This is a genomic window from Nonomuraea sp. NPDC048882, from assembly GCF_040649755.1.
GTDB lineage: Bacteria > Actinomycetota > Actinomycetes > Streptosporangiales > Streptosporangiaceae > Nonomuraea > Nonomuraea maheshkhaliensis.
The window spans coordinates 383,260-404,955 of sequence record NZ_JBEZGB010000003.1 but is presented as its reverse complement, the minus strand read 5'-3'; the positions used below and the strand labels follow the sequence as shown (position 1 = coordinate 404,955).

The window sequence follows — 21,696 nt, the reverse complement described above, 5'->3', positions numbered from 1 at the left end:
GGTCAAGGGCGGATGATGGCCATTTTGGTGACCGTCAGCTCCTCGATGGCGAATCGAGGGCCTTCTCGGCCGATGCCCGAGTCCTTGACGCCCCCGTACGGCATGTTGTCGGCCCGGAACCCCGGCACCTCGTTCACCACCACACCCCCGGCGTCGATGCGTTCGATCGCCGCGAACGCCGTGGCCAGCGAGCGGGTGAAGACGGAGGCGTGCAGACCGTACCGGGAACGGTTGACGGCGGCGAAGGCGGCGTCGAGGCCGGGCACGGGGCGCACGCACACGACGGGCCCGAAGATCTCCTCGTCCCAGGCGGCGGCCCCGTCCGGCACGCCGGACAGGACGGTCGGAGCGATGGCCCGGCCGTCGCGGTGCCCGCCCGTGACCACCTCGGCCCCGGACGCGGCGATCCAGGCGAGGACACGGTCGGTGGCGGCCTCGTCGATGAGCGGCGCGACGCGGGTCCCGGGCAGGCGCGGGTCGCCGATCGTCACGGCCTTGACGCGCTCGGCCAGCAGGGACAGGAACTCCTCGCGTACGGGCTCCTCGACCAGCACCCGCTGCACCGCGATGCACGCCTGACCCGAGGCGTAGTAGCCGCCGCGCACGACGGCGTCGGCGGCGGCCTCCAGGTCGGCGTCCGCGGCCACGATGAGGGCCGCGTTCGAGCCGAGCTCCAGCAGCACCTTGGTCGGGGCGGCGGAGCGGGCGATGGTGTGGCCGGCGGCGGCCGAGCCGGTGAAGGAGACGGCGCCGATCCGCCGGTCCTCGACGAGCGTCCGGCCGACCTCGACGTCGCCGGTGACGAGCTGCACGGCGGCAGGGGGCAGGACGCCGGACGAGCGCAGCAGGTGCACCAGCCACAGGGTGGCCAGCGGGGTGGCCGGGGCCGGCTTGACGATCACGGGGCAGCCGGCGGCGACGGCCGGGGCGATCTTGTGGGCGGCCAGGAGGAGCGGGTAGTTGAAGCCGGTGATGCCGACGACGACGCCGACGGGCCGGCGCGTCCAGAAGCCGACCAGGCCCTCGCCGGCGGGCAGCAGGTCCAGCGGGACGGTCTCACCGTGCAGCCGGGCCACCTCCTCGGCGGCCGTGGCCAGCGTGACGAGCGTCCTGGCCACCTCGACCTTGCAGTCCACCAGCGGTTTGCCGGTTTCGAGTACGAGCAGCCGTTCGAACTCCTCCCGGTTGGCGGCGACGGCGTCGTGAGCGGCCATGAGCGCGGTACGGCGGGCGTGGGAGGGCAGGGCGGCCATGGCGGGGGCGGCGGCGAGCGCCTCGTCGAGGGCCAGTCGTGCGTGCTCGGGCGTGCCCAGCGGGGCTGCGGCCACCGTGGACCCGTCGTAGGGGAAGATCACGTCGGTGGTGTCGGCGGTCTCCACCCATCCCCCGCCGACGGGCAGCCCGCCGGGCCAGTTCCGCGTCATGGCGGCCTCCATTGGTTCGTAGGTGGTGCTCCCGTGGGCTGCGGTCCCGTGGGCTGCGGTCCCGTGGGCGGTGTGCTCGTGGGCGGTGTGCTCGTGGGCGGTGTGCTCGTGGGCGGGGTGCTCGGCGGGGCCGGGCCGGGCTGTCGTCATGGCCGCCTCCGCAGGGCGCTCGGGAACACGTCGAGGTACGCGGGCGCGCCCTCGCGGCCGGTGGCGGCCAGGACGGCGTGCGCGACGGCCCGGCTGAACACGTCGGCCGCCACCGCCAGCACGTCCTGGAAGGCGTCGTGGTCAGGGGCGGGACGGGCGCAGGTGGCCAGGCCGAAGATGGTGTCGCCGTCGGTCATGGTGTGGGCCGGCCTGATGGCCCTGGCCAGGCCGTCGTGGGCGACGGCGGCGAGCTTGCCGCACTGGGCCTTGGTGAGGGTCAGGTCGGTGGCGGCGACGCCGATCGTGGTGTTGAAGGCGGGCGCCTTCTCGGGTTGCCACGCCTGGGCCTCGCGCGCGTCGGGCGGCTGGAGGTGGTCGAACTCGCCCGGCAGGCCGTACCTGACACCGGCCAGGGTGGCGTCCCGGGGGTCCAGGACCGAACCGGCCGGGTTGGCGACGGCGAGCGCGGCGACGGTCGTGCCGCCGGGCAGGACGACGCTCGCCGTCCCCACGCCTCCGGCCAGCCCACCCGCCACCGCCCCGGTCCCGGCCCCGACGGACCCGCTCGCCACCGCCGGCGCCGTCCCCTGGAAGAACGGCGACGCGGAGGCCCCAGGACCGGGCACGGAACGGCCACGGGAAGGCCCGGGATCGGGCTCGAAGGCGGCAGGGTCCAAGGTGGTGCTGTGGGAGGCGGTGGCGCTCGGGCTGCCGTCCCATGCGGCGTCGTAGGCGGTGGCGCCCTGGCGAGGGGCGTCGGCGGTGACGGCCTGGGGAGGGGTGCAGGCGGCGTCGTAGGCGGCGATGCCCAGGGCGGCGTCAGGTGTCGCGCGGAAGGTGCCGCCGCGGCCCAGGTCGAAGATGACGGCGGCCGGGACGATCGGGACCGCGCCCGCCGCCACCGGATACCCCGCCCCCGCGTCCGCGAGCCGCTCCATCACCCCGCACGCCGCCCCCAGCCCGAACGAGCTGCCGCCCGACAGCACCACCGCGTGCACCCGTTCCACCAGGTTGCGCGGGTCCAGCAGCTCGGTCTCCCGCGTCCCAGGGGCGGCCCCGCGCACGTCCACGCCCGCGACGGCCCCGTCGAAGGGCGCGAGGACGACGGTGGTGCCGGTACGGTAGCCGCCGCCCACCCGGTGCGCGTGCCCCACCCGGAGCCCTGCGACGTCGAGCAGGGAGTTCGTCGGCCCGGCCCGCATCAGTGGTCGCCGCTCAGGAACCGGCGTGCCGCCTCGGCGAACACCCGGGTGCAGCGCACGATCTCGTCGATCTCGACGTATTCGTCCGCCTGGTGCGCGATCCACTTGCCGCCGGGCCCGTACACGACGGACGGGATCCCGCCCCAGTGCGTCAGCACGGTCCCGTCGGTCGAGCCGGGCACCCCGCCGTACACCGGCTCCTCCCCCGTCACCGTCCGGTGGGCGGCGGCCAGCGCGGCCACGACCGGGTCGGTCACGGGGACGTCCACCGGCGGCCGGTCCACCAGCACGGACACCTCGGCCGTGACGCCGTCGCCGCCGGCCAGCGCGGCCACCCGGTCGGCGATCTCCTTGTGCTCGACGCCGGGGATCGTGCGCACGTCCACGAAGACCGAGGCGACCGCCGGGATGACGTTGACCTGCTCCTCGGTGCCGGCCCGCAGCACGGTCGGCGTCACGTACACCTCGCCGAGGTGCTCGTGCGCGGGATGGCGGGCCTGCAGTTCCTCCTGCAGCGTGCGCAGCGCGACCAGCAGCGTTCCCGCGGCCTGGATGGGGTTGCGGCCGTGCTGGGGCATCGCGCCGTGCGCCATCTTGCCGGTGAGGTCCACCCGCAGCCGCAGCGCGCCCTTGGCGACGGCGCAGATCTCGCCCGCCTCGGGCTCGGCCACGATGGCGCCGTCGACGTCGGCGGTCAGGCCGGAGGAGACGAAGTGGTGGGCGCCGATCATGAGACCTTCCTCGTCGGCCAGCGCGCACACCTTGATCCGGCCAGGGAACGGTCCCGCGAGCTGGAGCGCGCGGGTGGCGTAGAGGGTGGCGGCCAGGCCGGACTTCATGTCGGCGCTGCCCCGCCCCCACAGCCGGCCGTCGCGGATCTCCCCGCCGAACGGGTCCACGGTCCAGGAGGACAGGTCGCCCTCGGTCACCACGTCCGTGTGGCCCTCGAACATGAGGGTCGGCCCGTCACCGCCGCCGCCCTCGACCACGGCCACCACGTTCGGCCGGCCGGGCGCGGCCTCGTACACGACCGGTTCCCAGCCCCACTCGCGCATCTTGGCCTCGACCAGCTCGGCGGCGGGCCGCTCGCTGCGCCCGCGCGCGGGGTCGTTGGTGCTGGGCACGCGCACCAGCGCCTGGGTGAACTCCACCACTCCGCCGGCATCGACGTCGATCATGCAAACCCCTCCAGAGTCGGTACGGCCGCCAGCAGCTCCCGCGTGTACGGGTGGGCGGGCGCGGCCCAGACGTCGTCCACCAGGCCCCCTTCCACGATCTCCCCGTGGCGCATGACGGACACGGTCTCGCACACGTGCCGCACCACGGACAGGTCGTGCGAGACGAACACGAGGGTCAGCCCCAGCTCGTCGACGAGGTCGGCCAGCAGGTTGAGTATCTGCCCGCGTACGGAGACGTCCAGTGCGCTCACCGGCTCGTCGGCGACCAGCACCTTCGGCTTGGGCGCGAGCGCGCGGGCGATGGCGATGCGCTGCCGCTGCCCGCCGGAGAACTGGTGTGGATAGCGGCCGGCCGCCTCGGCGGGCAGCCCGACCGCGTCGAGCAGTTCGGCGACCCGGTCGCCGACCGGCAGGCCGAGCGCGGTCAGCGGCTCGGCGACGAGGTCGCGCACGCGCATGCGCGGGTCGAGCGAGCTCATCGGGTCCTGGAAGACGATCTGCAGGTTCTCGCGCAGGAAGCGCAGCCGCCGTTCGGGACGGCCGGTGATCTCCTGGCCGTCGAAGCGGATCGTTCCGCTGGTGGGCTGGTCGAGCGCGCACAGCAGGCGCAGCAGGGTGGACTTGCCCGATCCCGACTCGCCGACGATGCCGTGGCGCTCGCCGCGCCGTACGGTCAGGGAGACGTCGCGCAGGGCGTGCACGGCGGCGCCCGGCCTGGTGAGCGAGGTGCGCGGGCGGTGGTAGACGCGGTTGAGCCGGTCTGCCTGGATCAGGGGCTCAGTCGGCCCATTAATCGGCCCATTAATCGGCGGGGTGCCAGCATGCGAAGGCATGGCCGTCTCCTGTCAGCGCCGGGGGCGTCTCGCACTCGGGGGTGGCGTGCGGGCAGCGGTTCCTGAACACGCAGCCGTCGGGGAAGCGCCCGGCCGCGGGGACGCCGCCCTTGATGACGGGCAGGCGGGTGCCGCGCGGGGTGAGCTTCGAGGCGGCCAGCAGCCCCTGCGTGTAGCGGTGTCGGGGGCGGGTGAAGACCTCGCGGATGGGGCCCGACTCGACGACGCGGCCGCCGTACATGACCAGGACCCGCTCGCAGACGGAGGCGACGACGGCGAGGTCGTGGGTGATGAACAGCAGCGCGGGCGCGACCTCGGCGATCAGCTCCAGCATCTGTTTCTGCACGGTGACGTCGAGCGCGGTGGTGGGCTCGTCGCAGATGAGCAGCCGGGGCTCGTTGGCCAGGGCGATGGCCAGCATGACGCGCTGGCGCTGGCCGCCGGAGAGCTGGTGCGGGTACGCGCGGGCGATCTGGGCGGGTTCGGGCAGGCGGACGCGTTCGAGCAGCTCGGCCGAGCGCGCCCTGGCCTCCTGGCGGGAGCGGCCGTGCAGGGTCATGACCTCGGCGACCTGGGCGCCGACCCGCATGAGCGGGTTGAGCGCGGTCATGGGCTCCTGGAAGACCATGGACAGCTCATCGCCGCGCAGGCCCTTGATCCTGCTCTCCGGTACGCCGACCAGGTCGCGCTCGTCGAGCGTGGCCCGTCCGGTGGCGGTGACGCCTTCGGGGAGCAGGCCCATGAGCGACAGCGCGGTCAGCGACTTGCCCGATCCGGACTCGCCGATCAGGCCGACCCGCTCGCCGGGCGCGATGGCGAAGGAGACCTCGTGGACGAGGTCGGTCGCGTCCGCGCGGACGGTCAGGCCCTCAACGCTCAGCACGGATCCTCCTGAGCTTGGGGTCGAGGAAGTCGCGCAGGCCGTCGCCGAGCAGGTTGAAGCCCAGCACCGCGAGGGCGATGGCGAGCCCGGGCCACAGGGCCAGGCGCGGGGTGGAGAACAGCAGCTCCGGCGACTCCTGCAACATCCGGCCCCATGACGGGGTCGGCGGGCGGGTGCCGAAGCCGAGGAACGACAGCGCCGCCTCGGCCAGGATGGCGATCGCGAACGACACCGACGCCTGCACGATCAGCATGGAGCCGATGTTCGGCAGCACGTGGCGCAGGGCGATGGCGCCGCGGCGGCGGCCTGCGGCCCTGGCGGCCAGGATGTAGTCCGTCACCATGACCTGGAGCGTGGCGGCGCGGGCCACGCGGGCGAACGCGGGCACGGTGGCGACCCCGATGGCGATCATCGCGGTGAGCGTGCCCGCCCCGTACACGGCGCCGAGCATGACGGCCAGCAGCAGCGCCGGGAAGGCGAACACGAGGTCGTTGACCCGCATGATCAGCTCGGACAGCCAGCCGCGCGGCGTCATCCCGGCGGCCAGGCCGAGCGGGACGCCGAGCGCGGCGGCGATGCCGACCGCGACGACGCCGACGTAGAGGGTGGTGCGGGCGCCGACCATGAGCTGACTGAAGGTGTCGCGGCCGAACTTGTCGGCCCCGAGCAGGTAGCCGCCGCCGGGTTCGCGCAGTTTGTTGGCGGCGTCCACGAGGGTGGGGTCGTGCGGGGTCCAGAAGAACGAGACCAGCGCGGTGAGCACGACGAGCGCGACGAGCGCGCCGCCGACGAGCAGCCCCGCGTTCATCCGGCCCCGGTTCGCCTTCGCGGAGGTCCGGCGGCCCGGCGTCCGGCCGCTCATCGCAGCCTCGGGTCGAGCAGGTGGTAGGTCACGTCCACCACGAAGTTGATCAGCAGTACGGCGGCCACCAGGACCATCACCACGCCTTGGACGAGCAGCAGGTCGCGCCCGGCGACGCCGTTGAGCAGCAGGTCGCCGAGCCCGGGGATGACAAAGACGCGCTCGACGACGACCGCGCCGATCAGCAGCGTGGCCAGTTGCAGGCCGAGCACGGTGACGACGGGGATCGAGGCGTTGCGCAGCCCGTGCCGCCACAGCGCTCCGGTGCTGCCCCGCCCCTTGGCGCGGGCGGTGCGCAGGTAGTCCTCGCGCATGACGTCGAGCACGGCGCTGCGGACGTAGCGGGTGAGCACCGCGCCCTGGACGAGCCCGAGCGACAGCCACGGCAGCAGCAGGCTGCGCAGCCACTCACCCGGGCTCTCCGCGATCGGCACGTAGCCGCCGGACGGCAGCGCCTGGGCCTGGACCGCGAACACGAAGACGAGCAGGATGCCGGCCAGGAAGGCCGGGATCGCGATGCCGAGCTGGCTGGCCGCGCTGATCGCCGCGCCCAGCGGGTCGCGGTGGCGGACGGCGGCGAACGTGCCCAGCGGCACCGCCAGCACCACCGCCACGGCCATGCCGCCGAGCACGAGCACGAGCGTGACGCCGAGCCGCTCGCCGATCTGCGGGCCGATGGGCGAGCTGGTCACGTAGGAGGTGCCGAAGTCGCCCTGGAGCAGGCCGCCGGCCCAGTCGAGGAACTGCGCGACGGCGGGCCGGTCGGTGCCGAACTGCTTGCGCAGCTCGGCCACCGCGTCGGGGGTGGCGTTGACGCCAAGCGCGATCTCGGCGGGGTCGCCGGGCAGCACGGCCATGAACGCGAACACCGCCACCGCGGCCACGGCGGTGCTCGCGAGCAGGACGGCGAGCCTTTTGAGCAGGTAGAGGATCACTGTTTGGCGAGCGCGGTGAAGTCGAAGGACTCCGCGATGGCGTTCTTCGGCAGCCCGGTGACGCCCTTCTTCGCCACGATGAGGTTGGGGAAGAGGAAGAGCCAGTCGGCCGCGGCGTCGTCGGACAGGAGCTTGGCGGCCTGCTTGAGGTCGTCGGTCTGCTCCTGCTCGGTGCCCTCGTCGGCGGCGGCGAGGAGCTTGCCGAACTCGGGGTTGTCGTAGCGGAAGTAGTACGACTTATCGGCAAAAATCCCCATATCGCGGGGTTCGACGTGGTTGATGATCGACAGGTCGTAGTCGCCCTTGGTGAACACCTGGTCCAGCCAGCGGGCCGGGAACTCCAGCGGCTCGATCTCGGCGTTGATCCCCACCTGGGCCAGCTGCGACTTGACGACCTGGGCGCTGTTGACCGCGTACGGGAGGTTGGGGATGCGCATCTTGACGTTGTAGGTCTTGCCGCCGAGCAATTGCTTGGCCTTGGCCGGGTCGTACGGGTAGTCGCCGGTGCGGTCCTCGTACCAGGGGTCGGTGGGCGGCGTCATCGAGCCGATGAGCTGCCCGCGCCCGGCCCAGGCGGTGTCGAGCAGCGCCTTGTGGTCGATGGCGTGCCTGACGGCCTGGCGTACGGCCTTGTCGTCGAACGGCGGGCGGCCGTTGTTCATCGACAGCACGACCTCGCCGTTCGTGGTGCCCTCGACGGTCTCGAACCGGTTGGGGTCGGCGAACTGCTGCAGCGACTCGGGCGCCTGCACGCTGGAGATGACGTCGATGCCGCCGGTCAGCAGCGCGTTGTTCATCGCCGTGGCGTCCTTGAAGTACTTCAGCGTGATGGCGCTCAGCGGCGGTTTCGTGCCCCAGTAGGAGGGGTTGGCGGCGAGCTGGATGGAGTCGCCGCGCCGCCAGGAGCTCAGCACGTAGGGCCCGGTGCCGACGGGCTTGTTGGCCAGGTCGGCCACGCCCGTGCGGCTGAACATGGCGCCGAGCCTGGTCGCCATCGAGTAGAGGAAGCCGTTGCTGGGCCGCTTGAGCGTGACGACGGCGGTGGAGTCGTCCTTCTTCTCCACCTTGTCGATGACGTCGAGCTGCGACTTGATCTTGAGCTTCCAGTCCGACTTGACCCGGTCGAGGGAGAACGTCACGTCGTCGGCGGTGAAGGGCGCGCCGCCGCTGAACGTCACGTTCTTGCGCAGCGTGAACGTGTAGGTCTTGCGGTCGGGCGAGACGTCCCACTTCTCGGCGAGCAGGGGCACGATCTGGCCGTTCTGGTCGAGTTTGACCAGGCCCTCGTAGACGTTGACGAGCAGCGCCTGCGGGATGGCGGCGCCCTCGGTCGAAGTGAAGTCGAGATTCGCCGGCTCGGCCACGAATCCGACGGACAGCGACTGGGCCTTGGGGGTGCCGCCGGTGCCGGCGCTCCCGTTCCCCGATCCGCCGCCGCAGGCGGCGGTGGCCAGCAGGAGACCGCCGGCGGCGATCCAGATGCCGATTCGCCTCATGTCTTACAGCCTCCTGGCTAGTGCACTGGTCGGACCAGTAGGCTCTGCACATTGCCAGTCGGTGGCGGCTCGGGTCAAGGGGGCTTGCATGGGTGGACCGCGCTTCGAGCCGGTGCGTGCCGTGCGCGCTTACGAGCGGGTCGTGGAGCAGGTCGAGGAGGCCATCGAGAGCGGGGCTCTGACGCCGGGCGGGCGGCTGCCGAGCGAGCGCGAGCTGATGGTGCAGTTCTCCGTCAGCCGCTCGACCGTACGCGAGGCGCTGCGGGTGCTGCAGGCGCGCGGCCTGGTGCGCTCGCGGCCGGGCGATCCCAACGGCGCGGAGGTGCTGCCGTTCACGCCCGCCGCATTACACAAGTCGATGACCACGCTCGCCCGGGTGGAGGAGCTGTCGCTGGCCGAGCTGGTGCAGTTCAGGATGGTGCTGGACTCCGCGGCCATCCTGCTGGCGGCGCGCCTGCGCACCGAGGAGCAGCTGGCCGAGATGGACGCGGCGGTCGCGGCGATGCGCGAGGCGCTGGAGGCGGGTGAGACCGGCGCCGGTGACGGGGACGCCGATGCCTTCGGAGCGGCCGACCTGGCCTTCCACGACGCTGTCGTGCGCGCGAGCGGCAACAAGCTGATCGAGATCTGCACCGACGTGGTCCGCTCGATCGTGCTGAAGCTGATCGCCGGCCGGATCGCGGACGAGCCGGACCGGGAGGCCCTGATGCGGCGCAGCATCGGGAACCACGAGGAGGTGATGGCCGCCATGCGTGCCGGCGACGGGCCGCTCGCCGCCCGATTGTCGAGAAAAGCGATGTACGACTACTACGCCGGGTACGTACCAGAAAGAGAAAGAGGTGCCTTGCGGGCCTTGCTGGAGTGATCTGGCCCACAGGGTGTTATCTTGCCGAGGTGGCGGCGGTGCACGGGGACGAGCCGGCCGGGGGGCTGGGCGGCGGACCGACAGACGGACCGGTGGGCGGGCCGGCGGACGGGCCGGCTGATGGGCTGATGAACGGGCTCATGAGCGGGCTCACCGAAGCCTTCCTGCGTGAGCCGCGCCGATACACCAGTCACCAGGTCGCCGACATGGCGGGGGTGCCGGTCTATCGGGCGCGGCGCTTCTGGCGCGCCCTGGGCTTCCCCAACGTGCCGGACGAGGCGGTCGAGTTCACCGACTCCGACGTCGAGGCGCTCAGGACGCTCGTCGGCATGGTGGCCTCGGGCGTCTACGACGAGGAGCACGTGCTGCTGCTGGCGCGCTCGCTGGGCCGGGCCACGACCCGGCTGGCCGAGTCGCACGCCGAGCTGGGCGTGGAGGAGCTCGACCAGGCCGGTGTGCCGCTGGCGGAGCGCCCGCGGGCCTGGCGCAGGCGGGCCGAGCTGGTGGTGCCCGACCTGGCGCGGCTGCTGGTCTACGCCTGGCAGCGCCAGCTCGCCGCCGCGGCCGGGCGCATCGCCGTCCAGGACATGAGCGCCGTGCGCCTGGCGGTCGGGTTCGCCGACCTGGTCGCGTTCACCCGGCTGAGCAGGCAGATCACCGGCGGCGAGCTGGCGCGGCTGATCGACAGGTTCGAAGGGCGCTCGGCCGACATCGTCACCTCCTCAGGCGGGCGGGTGGTCAAGACGCTGGGCGACTCGGTGCTGTTCGTCTCCGACAAGGCGCATGTGGCCGCCGAGATCGCGCTGCGGCTGGTGGAGACGCACGCGCGCGGCAAGGACATGCCGGAGCTGCGGGTGGGGCTGGCCTCGGGGCCGGTGATCTGGCGGATGGGCGACGTGTTCGGCACCACGGTCAATCTGGCCAGCCGGCTGACCGCGTTGTCCCTGCCGGGAACGATCCTGGCCGATCCGCAGCTGGCCGAGGAGCTGGAGGGCGATCGGGCCTTCCGGCTGCGCGAGGTCAACCGGCTGTCGGTGCGCGGGCTGGGCGAGCTGGCCCCGTTCACGGTGATGCGCGCGGAGAGCACCTGACGCTGCCTTGAGCGGTCATGCGCGGAGAGCACCTGAACGCCTGGTGCGGTGGCGTGCGGGGGTGTCCGTAGAGTAGATCGTCATGACCGGACGCACCGCTGTCGACGGGCAGCTCGTGGGCGCCGAGGCGCGCCTGCTGCTGGAGGCCCGCTACGGCCACTTCACCGCCATGCAGGTCAGGGAGCGCCGGGTGCGCGGCCTGGACCTGCACCTCGACCGGCTCGACGCGGCCTCGCGCGAGCTGTTCGGCGGCGGGATCGACCGGGCGGCGGTGCTCGCCTCCATCCGCGCCGTGCTGGACGGCGGCGTACGGGACGCGAGCGTCCGCGTCTACGTGCTGGACGGCGACCCCCCGCACGTCGTGGCCAGTTCGGGCCCGCCCCACGGGCCGCTCGCCGGGCCCCTGAGCGTCAGGTCGGTGGTCTACCAGCGCTACCTGCCGCACATCAAGCAGGCGGGCGGCTTCCAGCAGGCCCACATCAACCGCATGGCGGCCCGCGACGGGTTCGGCGAGGCGCTGCTGACCACCGCCGACGGGCTGATCAGCGAGGGCTCGATCACGAACCTGGGCGGCTTCGCGGACGGCCGGCTGGTCTGGCCGGACGCGCCGATGTTGCACGGCATCACGATGCGGCTGCTGGAGCGCCTGGACGTGCCGCAGGAACGGCGCCCGCTCAAGGTGGCCGATCTGACCGCCTTCGACCTCGTCTTCGTCTGCAACTCCTGGGGAGTGACGCCGGTCGGGCAGGCGGACGGCCTGCCCCTGCGCCACGACGACGGCCTCGTGCGGCGGCTGCTCGATCACTACGAGACGATCTCCGGCGACCCTCTGGACTGACGCGGGCCGCGGGTTAGGATCACCCGAACGTCGTTCTGTGGACGAAGGGTGCCTTGATGACACGTCAGCACGCCATCAGTGACCTCCTGCGGCGCTCGGCCGCCCGTTATCCCGCCAAGACCGCCGTCGTCTACGGCGACCTGCGGCAGAGCTACGCCGACCTCGACTCCATGGTGAACAGGACGGCCAACGCGCTGGCCGCGAGGGGCGTGGGCAAGGGCGACAGGTTCGCCGTGCTGAGTCACAACAACCACGCGTTCGTGGTGGCGTACTTCGCGCTGGCGCGGCTGGGGGCGATCTCCGTGCCGGTCAACTTCATGCTGGGGGCCGAGGAGGTGGCGTACATCCTTCGGCATTCCGGGGCGAGCGGGATGCTGGTGGAGGACGCGCTGCTGCCGGTGGCGGCCGCGGCGGTCACCGGCGAGGTACGGGTGCGCGGCGTGATCGGCGCGGGCGCCGACGGGTGGGAGCCGTTCAGCGCGTGGTCGTCGCACGAGGACGCGACGGAGGTGACGGCGGAGATCCGCGACGACGAGCCGATCCAGCTCATGTACACCAGCGGCACCGAGTCCCGGCCGAAGGGCGCCACGCTGTCCAGCCGCAGCCTGATCGCCCAGTACGTCACCTGCGTGATCGACGGCGAGATGAGCCACGACGACGTCGAGGTGCACGCGCTGCCCCTCTACCACTGCGCGCAGCTGCACTGCTTCCTGACGCCCGGCGTCTATCTCGGCGCGACCAACATCGTGCTGCCGGGGGCGAGCCCGGCGGCCATCCTGGCCACGATCGAGGGCGAGCGCGCCACGAAGCTGTTCTGCCCGCCCACGGTCTGGATCTCGCTGCTGCGCCACCCCGACTTCGACCGCAGGGACCTGTCGTCGCTGCGCAAGGGCTACTACGGCGCCTCGATCATGCCGGTGGAGGTGCTGAAGGAGATCGCCGCGCGCCTGCCGGACGTGCGCCTGTTCAACTTCTACGGCCAGACGGAGATGGCGCCCGTCGCCACCATCCTCGGCCCGGACGAGCAGCTGACCCGGCTCGGCTCGGCCGGGCGCCCCGCGCTGAACGTCGAGACGCGGATCGTCGACGACCAGGACCGGCCGGTGCCGCCCGGCGTGGTGGGCGAGATCGTGCACCGCAGCCCGCACGCGATGCTCGGCTACTGGAACGACCCGGACAAGACAGCGGAGGCGTTCCGCGGCGGCTGGTTCCACAGCGGCGACCTGGGCGTCATGGACGGCGACGGCTACCTGTCGGTGGTGGACAGGAAGAAGGACATGATCAAGTCGGGTGGCGAGAACGTGGCCAGCCGCGAGGTGGAGGAGGCCATCTACCAGCATCCGGCCGTGGCGGAGGCGGCGGTGTTCGGGGTGCCGGACGAGAAGTGGATCGAGGCGGTCACGGCCGCGGTGGTGCTGCGGGAGGGGGCGGGGCTGACAGCCGGGGAGCTGACCGGGTTCCTGCGCGGGCGGCTGGCGCCGTTCAAGACGCCCAAGCGGGTGGTGTTCGTGGACGCGCTGCCGAAGAACGCCTCCGGCAAGGTGCTCAAACGCGAGCTCCGTGAGTCCATGTCGTGAAAATGTCGTGAAAAATGCTCATGCCATACCTCTGACCAGGCGTTATCCGGTCTGATAGCGGGCATCCCCTCTCGGCGACGACTTCACCTAGAAGCCCCGGGACGTCTGCGTGCGTCCCGACCGGGAGGGGCCGCATGCCACGCCTGCCCGAGCTCATGCACCGCGCGCTCTTCCGCGCGCTGTCCCTGCTGTCGGCGAAGGGGCAGGGGCTGGTCCTGCGCCGCTACTTCGACTGGCGGCACCGGGTCCCCGACCCGTGGCGGCTCGCGACCGACGACTACGAGCAGCAGAAGTACCTGGTCACACTCAAGCACCTGCCGCCGGGGCCGTACCGGCGGATCATCGAGGTCGGGTGCAGCGAGGGGGTGTTCACGCTCGCGCTGGCGGCGGCTTACCCGGAGGCGGAGATCATCGGGGTGGACCTCTCGGAGCGGGCGCTGACGCGGGCGCGGGCGCGCGTGCCGCAGAACGGACACGTGCGCTTCGTCCGCGCCGACCTGCTCACCCACCGGCCGGGTGACCGCTTCGACCTGGTGTTCTGTTCCGAGACGCTCTACTACCTGGGGCGCGAGGAGCGGCTGCGGCTGGCCTCGTCCCGGCTCAGCGAGTTGCTCGCGCCCGGCGGGGTGCTGGTGGCGGTCCATCCGTGGCCCGAGTCGGACCGGCTGCACGGCTTTCTGGACGCGCACGGGTCGCTGGCGCGGCTGAACGAGCAGGTCTACTCCTCCTCGCCGCGGCCGTTCGCCATCACCGTCTACCGGGACGTGTGCCGCCGCCTGACCGCCTGACCGCCGCTCGGCCGCCTGGCTCTCGCGCCGCCGCTCAGCCGCCGTCGGGCCGCCTACTGCTTGCCCAGGAGGTCGGCGGCGATCCGGCGGACCACCACGCGCTGGATCTTGCCGGTCGCCGTCTTGGGCAGCTCGTCCAGCACCAGCACCTCGCGCGGCCGTTTGAACGAGGCCAGCCCGTCGCGGCAGAAGCCGATGAGCTCGCCGGCGTCCACCTGGCGGCCGGGGGCGGGCACCACGCAGGCCACCGGCTTCTCCAGCCCCTCGCCGTCGATGTAGGCCACGACCGCGCACTCGCCGACCGACTCGTGCCGCAGCAGCCGGTCCTCGACCTCCATCGGCGAGACCCAGATCCCGCCCGCCTTGATCATGTCGTTGGAACGGCCGAGGCAGCGGTAGGAGCCGTCCTGCTCGCGGATGTAGGTGTCGCCGGTACGCAGCCACTCGCCCTGGAAGACCTGGCGGGTGGTGGCCGTGCGGCACCAGTAGCCGGTGGCGATCGAGTCGCCGCGGACGAGCAGATGGCCGGGTTTGCCGTCTTCGACGGGGGCGCCCTGATCGTCGAGCAGCCTGGCCTCGTAGCCGGGCACGACCGTTCCCGAGGTGCCAGGACGCACCTGGCCCGGCGTGTTGGAGACGAAGATGTGCAGCGCCTCGGTGGAGCCGAGCCCGTCGATGATCTCCACGCCGAAGCGGCCGGTGAAGCGGCGCAGGATCTCGGCCGGCAGGGCCTCCCCCGCTGAGACGCCCAGGCGTACGGAGGCGAAGGTGTCGGCGGGCAGACCGGCGGCAAGCAGCGCGGCGTAGAAGGTGGGGCCGGCGAAGAACAGCGTGGGCCGCTCGGCCACCACCTGCGCGGCCACGCCGGCGGGGGTGGGGCGGGCCGGGTCGAGCACGGCGGTGGCGCCGGCGGCCAGGGGGAAGAACATCGAGTTTCCGATGCCGTACGCGAAGAACAGCCGCGCCACCGACAGGCACCGGTCGTCCGGGCGGATGCCGAGCACCTGGCGGCCGTAGGTCTCGTAGACGTCCCTGATCGCGCCGTGCCGGTGCATGGCGGCCTTGGGGGCGCCGGTGGTGCCGGAGGTGTAGAGCCACAGGGCGGGTGAGTCGCGCCAGGTGTCGTATGCGGGCCCGGCCGGCCGCCCCGAGGCGAGCACGTCGTCCCAGGACAGGTCGAGGTCGCCGCCCTCGCCGCTCTCGCCGCTCTCGCGGGCCTCGCCGGGCTCGCCCGTGAGGATGAGGGTGGTCACTTCGGGGGCCTGGGCCAGGGCCGCGCGGACGACCGGCTCGAACTCCGGCGTGGCCACGACCGTCCTGGCCCGCGCGTCCCTGATGAGCGCGCCCAGCTCGGTCCCGTTGTACATGGTGGACACCGGCACCGCGACCGCGCCCATCCGCAGCACGGCCAGGATCGTGATCACGGTCTCCGGCCGGTCGGACATGACGAGCAGGACCCGTTCCTCGGGCCGAACCCCCAGGCGGGCCAGCCCGGTGGCCAGTTCGGCCGTGCGGGTGGCGAGCTGGGCGTAGGTCAGCGTGCCCGCCGGGCCGGTGACGGCGACGTGGTCGCCCCGGCTGGCCTCGACCTGGCGGTCGGTGAGAAAGACGCTGGCGTTGAACGATTCGGACGTCATGGCCGTCCCCATCCGCAGGCGGGCGATCGTGACTGAATCTTCTACACAGGATCGGCGAGCCGTCAATGACTTGTAGAGCTCAAAGGTGCACGTACTCGTAGTCGAAGGGCCGGCCGTTGATGCCCGAGCGCGGCGGCGCGACCCAGGCGGCGATCTTCCCCGGCTCGTAGACGGGCCGCATCAGCGACAGCACGTGCGTCTTGTCCTCGGCCGTCGGCAGCCAGCGGCCGGCCACCGCCTCCCACTCGTGCCGGGCCAGCACCCGCCCGTCCGGGGAGACGTGGTGGCCGGCGAACGTGCCCACCTTGCGGTTGAAGCCCACGTGCGGCAGGTAGAGGACGGGGTCGAGGCCGTGGGAGTCGAGGATGCGGTTCCAGCGGTTCACGCCGGTGACACAGTCGGCCACGTACTCGCCGCGCAGGTCGGCGTTGAGCGCCGTCAGCGCGGGCAGCCGGGCCTCCGCCAGGCGGCCGTCCTCGATCCGCGGCACGACGGCGACGGCCTCGGTGAGCAGGTGGTCGTCCTTGCGGCGCTCCTCCTGCCAGCGTCCCTTCAGCCCGGCCGTGTAGTAGTTCGCCACGTTGGTGGAGGTCTCTCCGCCGAACAGGTCGAGGCTCACGCTGTAGTGGAAGTTGATGTACTTCTGGATGACGTTCAACGGGATGCCACCATATTTCCGGACATCGTCGTCGTCGTGCTCGCGCATCAACTGCGCCGTCCGCTCCACCACCCGGTCCACGCCCGTGGTGCCCACGAACATGTGGTGGGCCTCCTCCTTGAGCATGAACTCGCACGTCCGGCTGAGCGGGTCGAACGCCGACTCCTTGAGCGTGCCGAGCTGGTACTTGCCGTCGCGGTCGGTGAAGTACGTGAACATGAAGAACGACAGCCAGTCAGGCGTCTCCTCGTTGAAGGCGCCCAGCATGCGCGGCGAGTCCTCGCTGCCCGAGTTGCGCAGCAGCAGCGCCTCGGCCTCGTCCCTGCCGGACCGGCCGAAGTAGGCGTGCAGCAGGTAGACCATGGCCCACAGGTGCCGGCCCTCCTCCACGTTGACCTGGAAGAGGTTGCGCAGGTCGTACAGGGAAGGGGCGCTCAGCCCGAGCCGGCGCTGCTGCTCGACGCTGGCCGGCTCGGTGTCGCCCTGGATGACGATGAGCCGCTGCAGGTCGGCACGGTACTCGCCGGGCACCTGCTGCCAGACCGGCTGCCCCTTGTGCTGGCCGAAGGCGATGCGCCGGTCGGTGTCGCGCTCGGCCAGGAAGATGCCCCAGCGGTATTCGGGCAGCGGCACGTGGTCGAAGTGCGCCCAGCCCTCACGGCCGACGGCGACGGCGGTGCGCAGGTAGACGTCCTGGGTGGGCAGCGCCGGGCCCATCTCCGCCCACCACTGCAGGAACCGCGGCTGCCACGACTCCAGCGCCCGCTTCAGCCGCCGGTCCTCGGCCAGGTCGACGTTGTTCGGGATCCGCTCGGTGTAGTCGATGCCCATGCTCGCCTCCGGTGGCTGGTCATGCTCGCTCGCGGTCGTAGACGGGGCGCCGGCCGGTGCCGTAGCTGCGCAGGGCGCCCTCGGGGCCCGAGGCGTTCGGGCGGGTGAAGATCCAGTTCTGCCAGGCGGCCAGGCGGGCGAAGATCTTGGTCTCCATGGTCTCGGGGCCGGCGAAGCGCAGGCTGGCCTCCATGCCGGTGAGCGCGTCGGGGCTGAGCGCGGCGCGTTCCTCCAGCGCCAGGCGTACCTCGTCGTCCCAGTCGAGGTCGTCGGGCGCGAACGTCACCAGGCCGAGCTCCAGCGCCTCGGCCGGGCCGAGGCGCCGGCCCGTCTCCTTCTCCAGCTCGGCCACCCGGCCGGGCTCGGCGTGGAAGCGGGCGGCCAGCCGCGACAGGCCGTTGCCCATCGGGTAGTCGCCGAAGTTGGCGGGCGAGAGCTCGATCTCGGCCGGCCGCTCCGGGTCGTCCAGCATGTACTGGCGGTCGCAGGCCAGGGCCAGCTCCAGCAGCGGGCCGGCGAAGCAGCTGCCCGGCTCCATCAGCGCGATGAGGCTGCGGCTGGTGACGTCGAGGCGTTTGAGCGTGCGCTTGAGGTAGTGCCTGATCTCGCCGTGCGGCCAGGCGTCCGTGCCCGGCTCGGCGGCCAGGACCGCGCCGATGTCGCCCTCGGTCCTGATCACCCAGGTGCCGAGCTCCGGCTCGTTCGTCCGCAGGCGCAGGATCAGGTCGTCCAGTTCCCTGGTCATGCGCAGCAGCCAGCCGTCGTCGCCCGCTTCAGGGCCGCGTACGGTGATCGTGACCCGGTGCTCCTCCGGCGCCGCCGTGACCGTGGAGTAGGCGTAGCCGTCGGGGCGCAGCGGCGGCAGCGGCACCGGTCGGGCGTCGGCGGGGCGGGCCGAGCGGGCGGCCGCCTCCTTCGCGCGCTCCCGTACGGTCTCCTCGAACCTGCTGCGCGGCACCGCCTCGTCCACCAGCCGCCAGGCCACCGCCGTCTTCCCGCGCACGCCCTCGCTGCGGGTGGCGAACACGTCGGCCAGGTCCTTGCGCACGCCGCGCTTGTCGGTCAGCCGGGTCAGGCCGCCCGTGCCCGGCAGCACGCCGAGCAGCGGGACCTCCGGCAGCGACACCGCCGTGGAGCCGTCGTCGACCAGGATGATCCGGTCACAGGCCAGGGCCAGCTCGTAGCCGCCGCCCGCCGCGGTGCCGTTGACCGCGGCCAGGTACGTCTGGCCCGAACAGGCAGTCGCGTCCTCGATGGCGTTGCGGGTCTCGTTGGTGAACTTGCAGAAGTTCACCTTCCACGGGTGGGACGACTGGGCCAGCATGCGGATGTTCGCGCCCGCGCAGAACACCCGGTCCAGGCCGCCGGTGAGGACGACCGCGCGGACCTCGGGGTGCTCGAAGCGCAGGCGCTGGACGGCGTCGTACAGCTCGATGTCGACCCCGAGGTCGTAGGAGTTGAGCTTGAGGTCGTACCCGGGGACTATGCCGCCGCTCTCGTCGACCGCCAGCACGATCCTGGCGACCTCGCCGTCGAGCTCAAGCCTGAGGTGACGGTATCTGCCGGGATCGGTGTCGAAGGACACCTCTGGCTGTCCGGTCATGCCCCAAGTTCAACAACCATCGTGCGCCGCGTCAAGGTTCTGTAGAACTTTCCGGGCGGCGGTCGAGGGCCTGCGTCCACTTGACGGCCACCGCCGCCACCTGGATCAGCTCCGCGCGCAGGCGCTCGGGGTCGGACTCGGCGAACGCCTCCATCACCTCCTCCGCCAGGATGTGCCGCCAGGTCAGCCGCCCGTCGCCGGCGGCCTCGTCCGTGTTGCGCCTGGCCTCGTCCGACTCCTTGGTCGTCCCCTCGCCGCCGGTGCCGTCGGGCAGCAGCTGCATGCCGAACCGCACGTCCTGCGCCACCCGCTCGGCCGCCACGTCGGCCAGCACCCGCTCCAGCGAGCCCGGCACGCCCGCATCGCCGTCATGATTCATGGCTCTCAGTCTGGCGGAGCCGCGCCCGCCCGAACGACGTTCGGAATGGCGCATGCGTTCAGAAGGGCGCGTGCATGTGCGTTCAGAAGAGGGTGTGCATGTGCGTTCAGAAGGGGGTGTGGGGGCGGAAGCCGGGGCCGAAGTCGGTCAGGCCCGAGCAGACGTGGTCGCGGAACGCGCGCGCCGCCGGCGTGAGCCGTTCACCGGCGGGCCAGCTCACCCCGATCGTCCGCGACACCGGCGGATCGAGCGGGATCTCCACCACGCCCCCGGCCGGCGGCTGCTCGGAGCGGGGCAGGACGGCCACGCCCAGCCCCGCCGTCACCAGGCCGCGCACGGTCTCCGTCTCCTGCCCCTCGAACGCGATCCGCGGCTCGAACCCGGCCGCCGCGCACAGGCTGTCGGTGATCTGGCGCACCCCGTACCCGTGTTCCAGCGTCACCAGCTCCTCCCCCGCCAGCTCCTCGGCCCGCACCCGGCGCCGGCCCGCCAGGCGGTGGGACGCGGGCGCCGTCAGCACCATCTCCTGGTCGGCGAGCGGACGGCTGACCAGGTCGGGATCGTCGAGCGGCATGGGGCCGACGAACACCAGGTCGATCTCGCCCTCGCGCAGCGCCCGGAGCATGTCCTGCCGGGACCCCTGGGCCAGGCTGAACCGGATGTCCGGGTTGCGCTCGCGGAAGCCGCCGATGAGGGAGGGCACGAGGGTGCGGCCGAGCAGGTGCAGGAAGCCGAGCACGATGCGGCCGCTGCCCGGGTCGATGTCCTCGCGCACCTCGCGGGCGGCGGCGGTCACGACGGCCAGGGCTCTGGTGGAGGCGGCGGCCAGCGTACGTCCTGCCCTGGTCAGGCGGATGCCGCGGCCGGAGGGCAGCACCAGCGGGGCGCCGACCAGGTCCGCCAGGGCGGCCAGGCGGCGGCTGGCCGTGGGCTGGGGGATGCCGAGCAGCTCGGCGGCGCGGGTCACGTGGCCGGTCTCGCCGACGGCGGCCAGCAGCGCGAGCACGGGGGCCAGGCGGGCGGCCAGCCGGTCAGCCGATTCATCCATCACGGTATGAATTATCGCCTATATGCGTATTAGACGTATTTATTAGCCTGTCTTAGCGTTTGTCGGGTGGTAGTGCTCGAAGTCCCCTCCGCCGCCACCGGGACGCGGCGGGTCAGCGTGGCCGTGGCGGCGGCCGGGCTGTCGTCGTTCGCCCTGCTGTACGCGCCGCAGCCCGTCCTGCCGCAGCTCGCCTCCGCGTACCGGCTGGATCCCGGCACCGCCTCCCTGGCCATCGGGGTGGCCACCGCCTCGCTCGCCGTGGCGGTGCTGCCGCTGGCCTGGTTCGCCGGGGCGGTGGGGCGGCGGCGGGTGATCGTCTGGTCGGTGGTGCTGTCGGCGGTCATCGGGCTGCTGCTGCCGCTGGCGCCGTCCTTCCCCGTGCTGCTGGGGATGCGGGCGGTGCAGGGGGTGGCCATCGCCGGGTTCGCGGGGGTGGCGGCGGCGTACCTGGCGGACACCCTCGGGACGGCGCGGCTGGCCGGGGCGGTCGGGGCGATGATCGCCGGCAACTCGGTCGGCGGCATGCTCGGCCGCTTGGGGGCCGGCTTCGCCGCCGAACCCCTGGGCTGGCACGGGGCCCTCGCGGCGGTGGCGGCCGTCTCCCTGGCCTGCGCCCTCTTCACCGCCGCCACCTTGCCCCGCGACCCCCGTACATCCGAGTCCCGGCGCGTCGCCACGCCGGACGCGAACCACGCTCCCGCTGCCCGCTCCTGCGACCCGACGGACGCCATGACGCGCGCGGGTGGCGGGGGCCGGGTTCGGGTGGGGCTGGTGGTGCCGGTGGTGGTGGGGGCGCTGGGGATGGGGGCGTTCGTGGCGTTGTACAACGCGGCCGGGTTCCGGCTGGCCGCGCCGCCCCTGTCGCTGGCCCCGGCCGCCGCCTCCCTGGTCTTCCTGTCGTACGCCATGGGCACCGCCTCCTCGGCCGCCGCCGGACGCCTGACGGCGCGCCTGGGCCGGACGCCGGCGCTGGTCACCGCGCTGGCCGTCACGACGGCGGGCTCCGTGCTGACCGTGTCGGCGTCGCTGCCCGTGGTGGTGGCCGGGTTCGCCGTGCTGACCGCCGGGTTCTTCGCCGCCCACGCCATCGCCAACGCCTGGGTCACCGCCGACGCGCCCCCGCCCGCCAGGGGCAGGGCCGCCGGCCTCTACACCCTCTTCTACTACCTGGGCAGCGGCGCGGGCGGCACGGCCGGCGCCGTCGTGTACGGGCACGCGGGCTGGACCTGGCTGATCGTCATGACCTCCGCCTGGCTCCTGCTGGCCGCCCTCATCGTCCTCGTCACCACCCGCCGCTCGGCCCTGCCCACCCCGGCGACGGCCCTGGCGACGGAAGACGGGAGCGCGAAGGCGCAGGAGACACACCGGACCACGAGCGGCTGAGCGTCCATCCGGCAGCCTCGCCCGGGGAACCCCAC

Annotated in this window: 19 protein-coding genes; 6 read left to right on the top strand and 13 right to left on the bottom strand. The window is 72.6% G+C overall.

Annotated features, from left to right (window positions below; all coding sequences use genetic code 11):
- Positions 1–2: 2 nt before the first annotated feature.
- From AB0C27_RS11915 to AB0C27_RS11880, 8 genes are read right to left on the bottom strand one after another with little or no spacing between them, the layout of a single operon-like run.
- The gene (locus AB0C27_RS11915; protein ID WP_357841674.1) at positions 3–1,574 is read right to left on the bottom strand and encodes an aldehyde dehydrogenase family protein; all 1,572 of its coding nucleotides are present in this window, start codon (positions 1,572–1,574) and stop codon (positions 3–5) included.
- Positions 1,571–2,776 carry a P1 family peptidase gene (locus AB0C27_RS11910; protein ID WP_357841672.1) on the bottom strand — a complete coding sequence of 402 codons (1,206 nt, stop codon included), beginning with the start codon at positions 2,774–2,776 and terminating at the stop codon, positions 1,571–1,573. Before AB0C27_RS11910 ends, AB0C27_RS11915 begins: the two co-directional genes overlap by 4 nt.
- Complete coding sequence (locus AB0C27_RS11905; RefSeq protein WP_357841669.1) at positions 2,776–3,954, bottom strand: M20 family metallopeptidase; 1,179 nt, start codon at positions 3,952–3,954, stop codon at positions 2,776–2,778. Before AB0C27_RS11905 ends, AB0C27_RS11910 begins: the two co-directional genes overlap by 1 nt.
- On the bottom strand, positions 3,951–4,787 hold the full coding sequence (locus AB0C27_RS11900; protein WP_357841666.1) for an ATP-binding cassette domain-containing protein: 837 nt from the start codon (positions 4,785–4,787) through the stop codon (positions 3,951–3,953). Before AB0C27_RS11900 ends, AB0C27_RS11905 begins: the two co-directional genes overlap by 4 nt.
- Entirely contained in the window at positions 4,756–5,670 is a 915-nt protein-coding gene (locus AB0C27_RS11895) for an ABC transporter ATP-binding protein (protein ID WP_357841663.1), read from the bottom strand. Before AB0C27_RS11895 ends, AB0C27_RS11900 begins: the two co-directional genes overlap by 32 nt.
- Positions 5,657–6,532 (bottom strand): ABC transporter permease, encoded by an 876-nt coding sequence (locus AB0C27_RS11890; RefSeq protein WP_357841660.1) that lies wholly within the window; start codon positions 6,530–6,532, stop codon positions 5,657–5,659. The genes AB0C27_RS11895 and AB0C27_RS11890 overlap by 14 nt, the downstream gene beginning before the upstream one ends.
- Positions 6,529–7,467 (bottom strand): ABC transporter permease, encoded by a 939-nt coding sequence (locus AB0C27_RS11885; RefSeq protein ID WP_357841657.1) that lies wholly within the window; start codon positions 7,465–7,467, stop codon positions 6,529–6,531. Before AB0C27_RS11885 ends, AB0C27_RS11890 begins: the two co-directional genes overlap by 4 nt.
- Complete coding sequence (locus tag AB0C27_RS11880) at positions 7,464–8,963, bottom strand: ABC transporter substrate-binding protein (protein ID WP_357841655.1); 1,500 nt, start codon at positions 8,961–8,963, stop codon at positions 7,464–7,466. The genes AB0C27_RS11885 and AB0C27_RS11880 overlap by 4 nt, the downstream gene beginning before the upstream one ends.
- Positions 8,964–9,051: 88 nt before the next feature.
- Between AB0C27_RS11880 and AB0C27_RS11875 the strand changes: the two genes are divergently transcribed.
- From AB0C27_RS11875 to AB0C27_RS11855, 5 genes are all read left to right on the top strand, one after another.
- Positions 9,052–9,828 carry a FadR/GntR family transcriptional regulator gene (locus tag AB0C27_RS11875; RefSeq protein WP_357841652.1) on the top strand — a complete coding sequence of 259 codons (777 nt, stop codon included), beginning with the start codon at positions 9,052–9,054 and terminating at the stop codon, positions 9,826–9,828.
- Between the two features lie 29 nt (positions 9,829–9,857).
- Positions 9,858–10,919, top strand: coding sequence for an adenylate/guanylate cyclase domain-containing protein (locus AB0C27_RS11870; RefSeq protein WP_357841649.1), 1,062 nt, complete (start codon positions 9,858–9,860; stop codon positions 10,917–10,919).
- Between the two features lie 82 nt (positions 10,920–11,001).
- On the top strand, positions 11,002–11,757 hold the full coding sequence (locus AB0C27_RS11865; protein WP_357841646.1) for an aminotransferase class IV: 756 nt from the start codon (positions 11,002–11,004) through the stop codon (positions 11,755–11,757).
- Between the two features lie 56 nt (positions 11,758–11,813).
- Positions 11,814–13,334 (top strand): acyl-CoA synthetase, encoded by a 1,521-nt coding sequence (locus tag AB0C27_RS11860; protein ID WP_357841643.1) that lies wholly within the window; start codon positions 11,814–11,816, stop codon positions 13,332–13,334.
- A 134-nt stretch (positions 13,335–13,468) separates the two neighbouring features.
- The gene (locus tag AB0C27_RS11855) at positions 13,469–14,122 is read left to right on the top strand and encodes a class I SAM-dependent methyltransferase (RefSeq protein ID WP_357841640.1); all 654 of its coding nucleotides are present in this window, start codon (positions 13,469–13,471) and stop codon (positions 14,120–14,122) included.
- Positions 14,123–14,175: 53 nt separating this feature from the next.
- Here the strand turns inward: AB0C27_RS11855 and AB0C27_RS11850 are convergent, their stop codons facing one another.
- From AB0C27_RS11850 to AB0C27_RS11830, 5 genes are all read right to left on the bottom strand, one after another.
- Positions 14,176–15,759 carry a benzoate-CoA ligase family protein gene (locus AB0C27_RS11850; protein ID WP_357841637.1) on the bottom strand — a complete coding sequence of 528 codons (1,584 nt, stop codon included), beginning with the start codon at positions 15,757–15,759 and terminating at the stop codon, positions 14,176–14,178.
- A gap of 79 nt (positions 15,760–15,838) precedes the next feature.
- Positions 15,839–17,248: a benzoyl-CoA 2,3-epoxidase subunit BoxB gene (gene boxB, locus AB0C27_RS11845; protein WP_357841634.1), complete on the bottom strand. Its 1,410-nt coding sequence runs from the start codon at positions 17,246–17,248 to the stop codon at positions 15,839–15,841.
- 19 nt (positions 17,249–17,267) lie between these two features.
- Complete coding sequence (gene boxC / locus AB0C27_RS11840) at positions 17,268–18,851, bottom strand: 2,3-epoxybenzoyl-CoA dihydrolase (RefSeq protein ID WP_357841631.1); 1,584 nt, start codon at positions 18,849–18,851, stop codon at positions 17,268–17,270.
- 31 nt (positions 18,852–18,882) lie between these two features.
- Entirely contained in the window at positions 18,883–19,230 is a 348-nt protein-coding gene (locus AB0C27_RS11835) for a hypothetical protein (protein WP_357841628.1), read from the bottom strand.
- A 106-nt stretch (positions 19,231–19,336) separates the two neighbouring features.
- Complete coding sequence (locus AB0C27_RS11830) at positions 19,337–20,278, bottom strand: LysR family transcriptional regulator (RefSeq protein WP_357843075.1); 942 nt, start codon at positions 20,276–20,278, stop codon at positions 19,337–19,339.
- A gap of 66 nt (positions 20,279–20,344) precedes the next feature.
- Here AB0C27_RS11830 and AB0C27_RS11825 point away from each other — a divergent pair, with 66 nt between their 5' ends.
- Entirely contained in the window at positions 20,345–21,661 is a 1,317-nt protein-coding gene (locus AB0C27_RS11825; RefSeq protein WP_357841625.1) for an MFS transporter, read from the top strand.
- Positions 21,662–21,696: the final 35 nt, after the last annotated feature.